The sequence below is a fragment of the Leeia oryzae DSM 17879 genome, from assembly GCF_000376945.1.
Classification (GTDB): domain Bacteria; phylum Pseudomonadota; class Gammaproteobacteria; order Burkholderiales; family Leeiaceae; genus Leeia; species Leeia oryzae.
Genome location: NZ_AQXU01000012.1, coordinates 44981 through 57511, shown reverse-complemented (window position 1 = coordinate 57511; position 12531 = coordinate 44981). Strand labels below are relative to the sequence as shown.

The 12531-nt window shown below is 50.3% G+C and carries 12 protein-coding genes; all 12 read left to right on the top strand.

Features of this window, described 5'->3' with window-relative positions; translation table 11 throughout:
• Positions 1-66: 66 nt before the first annotated feature.
• A complete protein-coding gene (gene leuC / locus F552_RS0101480) occupies positions 67-1485 on the top strand; it encodes a 3-isopropylmalate dehydratase large subunit (RefSeq protein ID WP_018149940.1) in 1419 nt (472 codons plus the stop codon).
• A 28-nt stretch (positions 1486-1513) separates the two neighbouring features.
• Entirely contained in the window at positions 1514-1642 is a 129-nt protein-coding gene (locus tag F552_RS20265) for an entericidin A/B family lipoprotein (RefSeq protein WP_018149939.1), read from the top strand.
• On the top strand, positions 1642-2280 hold the full coding sequence (gene leuD / locus F552_RS0101470; protein ID WP_018149938.1) for a 3-isopropylmalate dehydratase small subunit: 639 nt from the start codon (positions 1642-1644) through the stop codon (positions 2278-2280). Before F552_RS20265 ends, leuD begins: the two co-directional genes overlap by 1 nt.
• Positions 2281-2324: 44 nt before the next feature.
• A complete protein-coding gene (gene leuB, locus F552_RS0101465; protein WP_018149937.1) occupies positions 2325-3386 on the top strand; it encodes a 3-isopropylmalate dehydrogenase in 1062 nt (353 codons plus the stop codon).
• Between the two features lie 78 nt (positions 3387-3464).
• Complete coding sequence (locus tag F552_RS20440; RefSeq protein ID WP_018149936.1) at positions 3465-3605, top strand: hypothetical protein; 141 nt, start codon at positions 3465-3467, stop codon at positions 3603-3605.
• Between the two features lie 80 nt (positions 3606-3685).
• The gene (gene asd, locus F552_RS0101455; protein WP_026182284.1) at positions 3686-4789 is read left to right on the top strand and encodes an aspartate-semialdehyde dehydrogenase; all 1104 of its coding nucleotides are present in this window, start codon (positions 3686-3688) and stop codon (positions 4787-4789) included.
• Between the two features lie 151 nt (positions 4790-4940).
• Positions 4941-5918 (top strand): Asd/ArgC dimerization domain-containing protein, encoded by a 978-nt coding sequence (locus tag F552_RS0101450; RefSeq protein ID WP_018149934.1) that lies wholly within the window; start codon positions 4941-4943, stop codon positions 5916-5918.
• A gap of 187 nt (positions 5919-6105) precedes the next feature.
• Positions 6106-8877, top strand: coding sequence for a motility hub landmark protein FimV (locus tag F552_RS0101445; RefSeq protein WP_156802189.1), 2772 nt, complete (start codon positions 6106-6108; stop codon positions 8875-8877).
• Positions 8878-9008: 131 nt separating this feature from the next.
• On the top strand, positions 9009-9809 hold the full coding sequence (truA, locus tag F552_RS0101440) for a tRNA pseudouridine(38-40) synthase TruA (RefSeq protein ID WP_018149932.1): 801 nt from the start codon (positions 9009-9011) through the stop codon (positions 9807-9809).
• 12 nt (positions 9810-9821) lie between these two features.
• Complete coding sequence (locus F552_RS0101435; RefSeq protein WP_018149931.1) at positions 9822-10472, top strand: phosphoribosylanthranilate isomerase; 651 nt, start codon at positions 9822-9824, stop codon at positions 10470-10472.
• Positions 10469-11677 carry a tryptophan synthase subunit beta gene (gene trpB, locus F552_RS0101430; RefSeq protein WP_018149930.1) on the top strand — a complete coding sequence of 403 codons (1209 nt, stop codon included), beginning with the start codon at positions 10469-10471 and terminating at the stop codon, positions 11675-11677. The genes F552_RS0101435 and trpB overlap by 4 nt, the downstream gene beginning before the upstream one ends.
• 21 nt (positions 11678-11698) lie before the next feature.
• On the top strand, positions 11699-12511 hold the full coding sequence (gene trpA, locus F552_RS0101425; RefSeq protein ID WP_018149929.1) for a tryptophan synthase subunit alpha: 813 nt from the start codon (positions 11699-11701) through the stop codon (positions 12509-12511).
• Positions 12512-12531: the final 20 nt, after the last annotated feature.

The following is a 12531-nucleotide window of genomic DNA, read 5'->3' as shown; positions in this document are numbered from 1 at the left end:
TGCTGCGCTGCGTATGTAATAATCGAAAGCTCCCGATGTTAAATTCAGCAGAAGAAGCATACGATTATGACCGCGCAGACGTTGTACGACAAACTCTGGCAAAGCCACGTTGTTCATCAGGAATCTGATGGTACCGCTTTGCTTTACATCGATCGCCACCTTATTCATGAGGTCACAAGCCCGCAGGCATTTGAAGGCCTGAAACTGGCTGGTCGCAAACCTTGGCGAATCAGTTCCATTGTGGCTACCGCTGACCACAATACGCCGACAACAGATTGGGACAAGGGCATTCTTGACCCTGTATCCAAACAGCAAGTAGACACGCTGGATGCCAACATCCGTGAAGTCGGCTCACTTGCCTATTTTCCATTCAAAGATAAAGGCCAGGGCATTGTCCATGTCGTTGGTCCGGAGCAGGGTGCAACATTGCCAGGCATGACCGTGGTATGCGGTGACAGTCATACATCAACGCATGGTGCCTTTGCCTGTCTCGCGCATGGTATCGGTACGTCAGAAGTCGAGCATGTCCTTGCAACACAAACCCTGGTTGCCAAAAAATCCAAAGCGATGCTGGTCAAGGTCGAGGGTGAGCTGCCTGTTGGCGTGACCGCAAAAGATATTGCTTTGGCCGTGATCGGCAAGATTGGTACTGCTGGCGGTACCGGTTATGCCATCGAATTCGGTGGTTCAGCCATCCGGTCACTCTCCATGGAAGGGCGCATGACGCTTTGCAACATGGCGATTGAAGCTGGCGCACGTGCCGGTATGGTGGCGGTGGATGAAAAAACCATCGACTATGTCAAAGGCCGCCCGTTTGCACCAAAGGCCGACCAGTTTGAAGCCGCTGCCGCCTACTGGCGCACACTGGTGTCTGACGAAGGCGCCGTGTTTGATGAGGTTGTTGAGCTGGATGCCGCCGCGATTGTTCCGCAAGTTACCTGGGGTACCTCGCCAGAAATGGTCGTCGGTATTGATGCTGCCGTACCAAACCCTGCTGCAGAGTCAAACAGCGTCAAGCGTGGTTCCATCGAACGTGCCTTGAGCTATATGGGCTTGGCCGCTGATACGCCCATATCCGATATTCCACTGGATATCGTGTTTATCGGCTCCTGTACCAATTCCCGAATTGAAGACTTGCGCGAAGCGGCTGCCATTGCCAAAGGTTACAAGAAGGCCAATAGCGTTAAAGCCGTGCTGGTGGTGCCTGGCTCTGGCCTCGTCAAGGCGCAGGCTGAGTCAGAAGGGCTGCATAAAGTCTTTATTGAAGCCGGGTTTGAATGGCGCGAGCCAGGATGTTCAATGTGTCTGGCCATGAATGCTGACCGCCTCAATCCGGGTGAGCGCTGTGCGTCAACCAGTAACCGTAACTTTGAAGGTCGTCAGGGGCAGGGTGGCCGTACGCATCTGGTGAGTCCGGCAATGGCGGCTGCCGCAGCGATCAAGGGCCATTTTGTTGATGTCCGTGACTGGCAATTCAATGCCTGACAGACAAGCGAGCTAAAGGAGATCTCTGATGAGCACAGTATTGAAATGCCTGATGGTATTGGCTTTGGGTTTCACCCTTTCTGCTTGTAATACCGTCAAAGGTGTTGGTAAGGATATTCAGAAGGGTGGCGAGGCCATCCAGAAAGCAGCAAGTTAATGCAAGCGTTTACGACACTGAATGGTTTGGTTTGCCCGCTGGATCGTGCAAACGTAGATACAGACGCCATTATTCCTAAGCAGTTTCTGAAATCAATCAAGCGTTCCGGTTTTGGCCCGAACCTGTTTGATGAGTGGCGTTATCTGGATCATGGCGAGCCCGGAATGGACAACTCAGTTCGTCCGTTGAATCCTGAGTTTGTTCTGAATTTCCCTCGTTACAAAGGTGCACAGGTTCTGTTGGCACGGGAGAACTTTGGCTGCGGCTCCAGCAGGGAGCATGCACCTTGGGCGCTGGAGGATTACGGTTTCAGGGCGGTGATTGCACCAAGCTTTGCAGACATTTTCTTCAACAACTGTTACAAAAATGGCGTGTTGCCAATCGTGTTGCCAGCCGAAGTAGTGGACAAACTGTTTGCAGCAACTGCGGGTAACGAGGGCTATAAGCTGATGATTGATCTGGCGGCTCAGACGGTTTCAACACCAGATGGTCAATCGTACGCTTTTGACATTACAGAGCATCGCAAGCATTGCATGCTTAATGGGCTGGATGAAATCGGCCTGACACTGGCACATGCAGACAAGATCAAGGCATTTGAAGATCAGCGCCGCCAACAGCAGCCTTGGTTGTTTGCCTGAACGATTCAAGTTTATTAATTACGCATTTTGATGGGTCATAAAGAATGAAGATTTGTGTATTGCCAGGTGATGGCATCGGTCCGGAAATCATTGCACAGGCCATGCGGGTGCTGGAAGTATTGCGCGCAGATGGTTTAAAGATGGAGTTTGAATACGCTCTGCTGGGCGGTGGTGCAGTGGATGAAACCGGGACGCCTTATCCGGAAGCAACACAAAAGCTGGCGCAAGCTGCTGATGCAATTTTGCTTGGCGCAGTAGGTGGCCCAAAATGGGACTCACTGCCGCGCGAGCAACGTCCGGAGCGCGGCCTGTTGGGTATTCGCAAGCAACTGGGTGTCTTTGCAAACTTGCGACCGGCCATTCTTTACCCTGAACTGGCCAATGCATCCACCCTGAAACCAGAAGTGGTTTCAGGTCTGGATATCATTATCATCCGCGAGCTGGTGGGTGACATTTACTTCGGTGAGCCTCGTGGTATCGAGATGCGTGGTGGTGAACGTGTTGGTTACAACACCATGGTTTACAGTGAGTCAGAAATTCGCCGTATTGCCAAAGTGGCTTTCGAAACAGCGCGTCGTCGCAATCGCAAAGTATGTTCAGTCGACAAGATGAACGTACTGGAGTCTACCCAGCTATGGCGTGACGTGGTCACTGAGGTTCATAAAGACTATCAGGACATCGAATTGAGCCATATGCTGGTGGATAACGCCGCCATGCAATTGGTACGTAATCCGAAGCAGTTTGATGTGATGGTGACGGGCAACATGTTTGGTGACATTTTGTCGGATGAGGCTTCCATGCTGACCGGATCTATCGGTATGCTGCCGTCTGCTTCTCTGGACGAAAACAACAAGGGTTTGTATGAGCCTTGCCATGGCTCTGCACCGGATATTGCCGGTAAAGACATGGCCAACCCGCTGGCGACCATCCTGTCTGCGGCCATGATGCTTCGTTACAGCTTTGGTCTGGAAGAGCATGCGCTCCGGATTGAAAACGCAGTCAAGAAAGTATTGGCACAAGGGTATCGTACCGGAGATATTTTCGAGCCGGGCACCAATAAGGTATCTACAACCCAAATGGGGGATGCAGTTTTGGCTGCACTCTAAGAAGTTTTAGGTTATTATCAGGAAAATCATAGATTTATCCTCTTGATCCCATCAAATACGGAAAGCACGATTAACGCGATGAACCGACTACCTGTCACATTGGCCAAACTGCTACGCAAGCATGCCCACAAGGCAGGCATTGTTGCGTCTGTAGTCGCCGTGACAGTGCTTTCCACCACCATTATTACCAAGAAAACCAAGACCACCGTCTTGGTTTAAAGTCATGCACCTTCCGTCTTGGCCCCGCAAGCGGTAGGGGCCAGAAAAGCGGGGCGACACTGACAATGTAGGGGAAAGCAATGCGAGTTGGTTTTGTAGGTTGGCGTGGTATGGTTGGTTCTGTTCTGATGCAGCGCATGCGCGAAGAACAGGATTTTGCCTTGATTGATCCGGTTTTCTTCACGACCAGTAATGTTGGCGGGCAGGCTCCAGATGTGGGCAAGACTGTACCAGTCTTGCAGGATGCACGTTCGATCGATGCCTTGAAAGGTATGGACGCCATCATTTCCTGCCAGGGTGGTGACTATACCACCGAGATTTTTCCACAGTTGCGTGCTGCAGGCTGGACAGGCTACTGGATTGATGCGGCATCTACGTTGCGGATGGATGAAGATAGCCTGATTATTCTTGACCCGGTCAACCTGAACGTAATCAAGGATGGCCTGACAAAAGGCATCAAAAACTTTATCGGTGGCAACTGTACAAATTCCATCATGTTGATGGGCGTTGGGGCTTTGTTCCGTGAAGGTCTGGTTGACTGGGTCAGTTCCATGACTTATCAAGCAGCCTCAGGTGGCGGTGCAAACCACATGCGTGAACTGCTGAAAGGGATGGGCGTTATCCATTCTGCAGTTGCTGAAGAACTGGCAACCCCATCATCTGCCATTCTGGAAATTGATCGCAAAGTTGCTAAAACCATTCGTGAAGATGTACCTCGCGAATTTTTCCCTGCCCCACTGGCCGGCGGCCTGATTCCATGGATCGACAAACAGCTTGATAATGGTCAGTCCAAGGAAGAATGGAAAGGTCAGGCGGAAGTTAACAAGATTCTGGGTAATGAGCAAATTGTCCCAGTGGACGGTTTGTGTGTGCGTATTGGTGCAATGCGCTGCCATAGCTTGGCACTGACGATCAAGCTGAAGAAGGATTTGCCACTGAGCGAGATTGAATCCATTATCAAATCCGGTAATCAATGGGTGAAGTGGGTTCCAAATGATCGCAGTATTACAGAGCAAGAACTGACCCCAGCTTCCATTACAGGTGGATTGCAAGTAGGGGTTGGCCGTGTTCGTAAATTGAACATGGGGCCAGAGTATTTGTCTGCATTTGTGATTGGTGATCAGCTGCTGTGGGGCGCAGCAGAACCACTGCGCCGGATGCTGAGAATTCTGCTGGATAAATAAGATGCAAATCTGGCTATGCTGATAGCTAAGTAACATGCAAAGGGCGCAACTTGAGGCGCCCTTTGTGCTTGTAAACGGGCTTTAAGAGACGCATGCCGGTTTTTGCCGGTAAATACGTTTTTTTGATGATTGAATTAAAGGTGGTTGGTTAATGAATAAAAAAGCTTCTCTTGCGGTAGTTGGTGCAACTGGTGTGGTCGGTGAGTCTGTGCTGGATGCGCTGGCAGACTCGACTCTTGAGTTTGATGAGGTATTTGCAGTTGCATCCGCTGAGTCGTTTGGAGAAACTTTGCACTTTCAGGGGCGGGACTTATCAGTCAGAACGCTGGATGATTTTGACTTCTCGCAAGTGGATATTTCGATTTTTGCTGTGCCGGATATTGTTGCAGATCGGTTTATCCCTCGTGCCGTCGCCAAAGGCAACAAGATTGTACGTGTATCACAGCTGTCTAATGGCGACTCCATGATGCCAGGATGTGAGTGGCCGGAAGATGCCCAAGAGGTCAGGTTTGTGACACCCGCGTTTGCAATTCTTAAACCGTTGTTGCAAGTGTTTGAAGAAGAACATGGTATTGCTGCCGTGGATGCAACTTTACTGCAACCTGCAGCTGCCAGGGGGCGAGCTGGGGTGGAAGAACTGGCGCAGCAAACCATTGGCTTGTTTAATAACCAGGACATAGAAATTGCTGCATTTCCTGTGCGTGCTGCGTTTAATGCCATTCCCCAGGTCGGGTTGTTTAATGATGAAGGTGATACGCAGCTTGAGGCTGGCTTGCTGGCAGATATTCAGCAACATTCTGATGGTAGCGAAATGGCGCTTTCAGCTACAGCCGTTCAAGTACCGGTATTTTATGGAACGGCAATCAAGTTAGTGATTGATCTTTGTTATCCTGTTGATGCCAATACCAAGCTGACGGACCTGATTGATGCTCATGCGTCATTGAAACGAATTGATGAAGCCAAAGCCGGCGGTTATATGACGCCAATTGATGTGATTGGCAAATCCAGTATTTATGTCAGCAGGCTGAAACAAGTATCCGCAACGCGTTTTACCTGCTGGCTGACAGCTGATTCGATTGCGCTAACCGCAAAAAGTGTTGTTAATTTGCTAGATTCAATCAAAGATTGAGATTAAATTTATACGTCATTTTTTCTCGGTGCTAAGCTTGAGCGCTGATTTTTAATGAAATAATGATTAAAAATAGCTTTCTGCGTGATATAACTCATGTTAATGATAAACTTGCAGCGCTAACATCATGATGTTATTTTAAAATATAACGTCTAAAAACATTTTTGCTTGGCCAAGGAGAGGCATCGTGCCCGTGAACGCTAAAACAAAAGCCGGATTAATGGCTGCCGCATTCATCGTACTGCCCTATTCAGTAAATGCTGCAGGTTTGGGTAAGTTGACGGTGCTTTCCGGACTTGGTCAACCGCTGAGTGCGGAAATTGAACTGGCCACGGCCCCGAATGAAGATCCGACAAGTTTCATGATCAGGCTGGCTTCGGCAGAAGCTTTCAAAGATGCAAAGATTGAGTTTCCGTCGCACTTGGCGGCCGCTCGATTTGCGATCGAGAAGCGTGCGAATCGCTCTTATATCCGGGTCACAACCAACCAGCCAATCAACGAACCTTTTATTGACATGCTGGTGGAGCTTTCCTGGCCTTCCGGGAAAATGGTAAAAGAATTCACCGCACTTCTTGATCCTGCTGACTATACGGCTAACACTGCAACAAGTCAGGCACAGCAACCTGTTATGGTTGATTTGCCAAAGACTACCAGCAAATCAACAGCCAAACGCAAAACCAAAGTGGTTAGCAAGCCGGCCAAAATCTCCTCAGAAGCACAGCCAAAGCCTGAAGAAAATCCGGCTGACAGTCAGTCATCGCAAACATCCGACTACAAAGTAAAACGTGGTGATACGCTTGCGGCGATTGCTGCCCGGAATAAAGCAACGGACGTGACCCTTGACCAGATGCTGGTTGGACTATACAAGGCCAATCCGACAGCATTTGATCGCCAGAACATGAACTTGCTCAAAGTGGGTAGCATCATCAAGATGCCTGACGCGAATGAAGTGAAATCTCTAAGCGCGGAAGATGCACACAAGGAAATCAAGGTTCAGGCTGAAAACTGGCAAGCGTACAAACAGAAGCTTGCAGGCGCTGTTGCTGCTAATACGCAACCTGCCGCCGCTAGCAGTAACGTTGCATCGGGCAAGGTAACGGCAAAAGTAGAAGACAAATCTGCTCCTGCACAAGCTGCCAGCAAAGACATTGTCAAACTGTCTCAGGCTGAATTGGGCAAAGCGACAAAAGACGGGCAGCAGATCAAATCCCTGCAAGATAAAATTAATGCGTTGCAGGATGAGGCCGTCGCCAAAGACCGGACAGTCAAAGAAACTGCTGCGCGGCTTGCTGAACTTGAAAGCATGAACAAAAAGCTCAAGCAATTGCTGGAGTTGAAAAGTAGTACCGGTGCAAAAGTTGAACAACAGGCTGTGAAAGAGGCTGCTGCTTCCAAGCCTGAAGGTGTTGCATCCAAACCTGTAGAACAGATTGCATCCAAGCCCGCTGAAGTAGTTGCATCGGTGCCTGTGGAAGTGGTGGCTTCTCAGCCGGCCAAGAAAAACAAAAAGCCAAAAGTTGTCTTCATGCCGGAAGAACCAGAGCCTACGCTCATGGATCAAGTGATGCAGAATTTGCCATTGGTAGGTGGTGGTGCAGGGGTAATTGCATTGCTTGGTGGCCTGCTGATATGGCGCAGACGGCGTAATGTTGCTTTTTCTGACAGCATCATCACGGGTAGCGATTTGCGCGCTAATACCAATATTGGCAGCACTGGTGGTGCAATTATCAATACCGGTGTGACTGAAAATTCGTTCCTGACGGACTTTAGTCGGGAAGGCCTTGGCGCGATTGATACAGATGAAGTGGATCCAATCGCCGAGGCAGAGGTGTATCTCGCTTACGGCAGAGATCCACAGGCAGAAGAGATTCTGAAAGATGCATTGGCAAAAGATGCGACAAGGCAGGAAGTGCGCTTGAAATTGATGGAAATTTATTTCAATCGCAAAGACGTTGGCAACTTTGAAACCCATGCCAACGAATTGCATGATCAGACCAAGGCGCAAGGCGTACATTGGGCTAAGGCTGCAGAAATGGGACGCATCCTGGATCCCGGTAATGTGATGTATGGAACCGATGCCGGAGCCGAGGCTGAACAACCTTCTTCTGGTCTTGAGGGAAGTCAGCACCAGGCTGAGGATGTGCTGGGTGTTGCGGAAGAAATTTCGCCTCTAGCATCAGCTGCGCAAGAAGAAGAGAAGCCCGTAGCGGATGATAACTCCCTGGATTTTGGCGGTTTGCCTGTATTTGATCTTCCTGTCGAGACGCAAGTACCTTCTGTAAATGAAGATGTGCCTGAACTTACTCAGGAAGAACCTGCAGTGGCGCCTGAGGTGCCTGCATCTGACAGTAGCGGCATGCTGGATTTTGATATCGGTGATCTCGGGTTTGATACGGTTGAAGAGCATACTGCTGCACCGACGCTTGAGCCAGTACCAGAATTGACGACCGAAGAAGATTCTCTGGCGTTATCAGAAGTTGAGGATGAGCCACTAGAAGATCTCGGCGGGATTGAGTTGAATACGGATGACGCGCCAGGTGAAGCTGCTGAAGAATTGTCTGCTTCACCAGCTGATGCCAATTTGCTCGACTTTGACTTTGACTTGGGTAGTGATTTTGGCGAGCCATCAAAACCAGAAGTACCTTCTTCTGAAGCTGTGGCAGTGCAAGAAGCACCACCGTCATTAGCGGTTGAAGAACCAGCGACCCCTTCCGGTGATGACTTCTCTCTGGACTTGGATAGTTTGAGTCTCGATCTGGGAGATGTGCCTGATATGGAGGAACCAAGTCTTGACGCAACTAATGCAGATGATCCTGCTGCGACCAAGCTTGACCTTGCAAAGGCTTATATCGAGATGGGGGATAATGAGGGTGCCAAAGAGATTCTGGAGGAAGTATTGACTGAGGGCTCTGCTCAGCAGCAAGCGGAAGCTAACAGGCTACTGAATACTTTAAGCTGACGATTCGGTAACAAGACGTTACAATCCAGTCTTTGCTGGATAACAAAAAAACACAGCAATTGTTTACCAATTGCTGTGTTTTTTTGTGTACGAACAGATTGGCTTCAGGTTTGAAAGACGACGGACATTCAATGCGTTGGGCTCTTGGGGTAGAATACAGAGGGAATCGTTTTGCCGGTTGGCAACGACAGCCCGATTGCCAGACAGTTCAGTCGCATCTTGAAAAGGCGATTGAAGCTATTGCTGGCCATCCGGTGGCTGTGCATGCAGCGGGTAGAACAGATCGGGGTGTGCACGCATCCATGCAGGTTGTGCATGTGGATGTTGAGGTGCATCGACCTGAAATGGCTTGGGTCCGCGGGGTTAACAGTTTTATGTCGGACGATGTGGCTGTCATGTGGGCTCGCCCTGTTGATGAACGTTTTCATGCCCGTTTCTCCGCTATCAAACGGCATTATCGTTATTTCATCTACTCTCATCCTGTTCGCCCAACGCTGCTGGCAGGGCAGGTTGGCTGGTTACATCAAAAACTGGATTTGTCTCTCATGCAGGAGGCCGCTGGTTTGCTTTTGGGTGAGCATGATTTCAGCGCATTCCGGTCTAGCGAGTGTCAGGCGAAGTCCCCCGTTAAAAATCTTGAATTATTAAATGTGGCTTTGGCTAGTACGCAGCCTTCGAATGGCGTCTTAGTAGAAGTGCAGGCAACCGCAAATGCATTTCTTCATCATATGGTCAGAAATCTGGTGGGCGCATTGATCCATGTGGGCACGCAGAAAGTACAACCAGGCTGGGTGAAAGAGGTGCTCGACGGCAAAGATCGCCACAAGGCAGCGCCTATGTTTGCAGCCGAAGGCCTGTATCTTGCCGGGGTGCTTTATCCGGATGAGTATGCCCTGCCAACCTGGAATACAACAGGCAGGCTGGCGTGGTAGCGAAGGAAACATATGTCTCTTAAACAGGCTAGGGTTCGGGTAAAAATCTGCGGGTTAACCAGAGCTCAGGATGTTCAGTCAGCGGTCAATGCCGGCGCTGATGCGCTCGGCTTTGTGTTTTATTCGCCAAGCCCGCGTGCGGTATCCGTGGATAAGGCGTGCGACCTTGTAAGGCTTGTCCCTGCGTTTGTAACCCGCGTTGGCCTGTTTGTAGATGCGGATGATGCCGATGTCTACCACACCATGGAAGAGACCGGTCTGGACCTGTTACAGTTTCATGGTGATGAGTCGCCTGCTTACTGCAGGCAATTTAAGCGACCATATATCAAAGCAGTTAGGGTCAAACCGGGGCTGGATTTGGTACAATACGCAGAAATGTATTCTGATGCTGCCGGTTTGCTGCTGGATGCTTATGTGCCCGGTGTGCCGGGTGGTACGGGTGAGCAGTTTGATTGGCAGCTTATTCCCGAGCGATTGGCCCTGCCCGTGATTTTGGCCGGTGGGCTGGACGCTGGAAATGTTGGCCGTGCAATAGCACGGGTCAGACCATGGGCAGTCGATGTGTCTGGCGGGGTTGAGGCCTCAAAAGGCGTCAAGGACGATCTCAAAATCAGTGCATTTATTAATGCAGTCATGAAAAGTGAATTAACGGAGCAAGCATGAGTCAGCCAGATTACTACAGTGTTCCTGATGCGCGTGGTCATTTCGGTACGTATGGCGGTATTTACGTCGCTGAAACCTTGATGTCCGCGTTGGACGAATTGCGTGAACGTTATGCTTTTTTTAAGAATGATGCCGAGTTCGTGCGTGAATTCGAATATGAGCTCAAGCATTTTGTCGGTCGCCCAAACCCTGTTTACCATGCGGCGCGCTGGTCAGAGCAAATTGGTGGCGCACAGATTTTTCTTAAGCGCGAAGACCTGAACCACACAGGTGCACACAAGATTACGAATGCATTGGGTCAGGCTTTGCTGGCCAAGCGCATGGGGAAAAAGCGTGTAATTGCAGAGACAGGCGCTGGTCAGCACGGTGTCGCAACAGCGACCGTTGCAGCTCGCTATGGCATGGAGTGCGTTGTTTATATGGGTGAAGAGGACGTGCAACGTCAGGCACCCAATGTATTTCGCATGAAATTACTGGGCGCAACTGTCGTGCCGGTATCCAGCGGCTCCAAGACCCTGAAAGATGCCTTGAATGAAGCCATGAGGGATTGGGTCACCAATGTGGATAATACCTTCTACATTCTGGGTACTGCCGCGGGTCCGCATCCTTATCCGATGATGGTCAGAGACTTCCTGTCCGTGATTGGTCGTGAAGCCAAAGCCCAGATGCGGGAGCTGACAGGTCATTTGCCGGATTATGTGGTGGCATGTGTGGGTGGCGGGTCTAACGCAATCGGCATGTTCCATGATTTTCTTAAGGATGAGTCTGTCAAGCTGGTGGGCGTTGAAGCGGGTGGCTTGGGACTTGAAAGCGGCAAGCATGCTGCACCGTTGTCAGCGGGGATTCCCGGGGTCCTGCATGGCGCACGCTCTTATCTGATGCAAGATGAAAACGGGCAGATCATTGAAACCCATTCAATCTCTGCAGGCCTTGATTATCCGGGGGTCGGACCTGAGCACAGCTGGCTCAAAGACATGGGGCGTGCACAGTACACGGCGGTGACGGATGATGAAGCAATGGATGCTTTCCATGATCTTTGCCGTTTTGAGGGTATAATCCCAGCTTTGGAGTCTAGTCATGCGTTAGCCTATGCCAAGAAACTGGCGCCGACGCTGGCGAAGGATCAACGGATTCTGGTGAACCTGTCTGGCCGTGGTGATAAGGATATTAATACGGTTGCGCGGATTGACGGCATTACTTTGTGATTAGAAAAAGCCCATACTCATATGTCTCGAATTGATAATGTATTCAAAAGTCAGCTAAGCCAGCGCAAGAAGGTGTTGATCCCATTCATTACTGCTGGGGATCCGTCACCTGCACATACTGTTTCGCTTATGCATGCACTGGTTGCTGGTGGTGCTGATCTAATCGAACTGGGCATCCCGTTTTCTGACCCGATGGCCGATGGCCCTGTGATTCAGCGGGCTAGTGAACGTGCCTTGAAGCATGGCGTTGGTCTGAAAGACGTTTTGGGTATGGTCCGGCAATTCCGTGAAACCAACCCGTCAACCCCTGTGGTACTGATGGGGTATGCCAATCCGATTGAGCGGATGGGGTATGAGGCATTTGCCGAGAATGCGGCGGCTTCGGGTGTGGATGGTGTCTTGATTGTAGATTTGCCACCTGAAGAAAGTGATGGACTGGTTTCTGCGTTGGTGAAAAAAGACCTGGCGCCGATCTATCTGCTTGCACCTACTACCCCGGATTTTCGTGTCAAAGCAATTTCCGAGCGCGCCAGAGGTTATGTTTACTATGTCTCCCTCAAGGGGGTCACAGGCGCCGCACACGTTGATTACAGTGCGGTAGGCCAGCGTTTGCCTGGTTTGCGCGAGAATTTGCAAGTACCTATCGGTGTGGGTTTTGGCATCAGTGATGGCGCAGGTGCAGCGGCGGTCGCAAAAGTCGCAGATGCTGTGATTGTCGGTTCACGGCTAGTGAAAGAAATTGAAAACAGCCCGGCAGATGCAATGGCGACCAATCTGGAGTCTTTGGTGCGTTCATTGCGTACGGCCATGGATGAAGCCACGGTTGTTGGCTGAAATATTAGAAATTTTGAAGT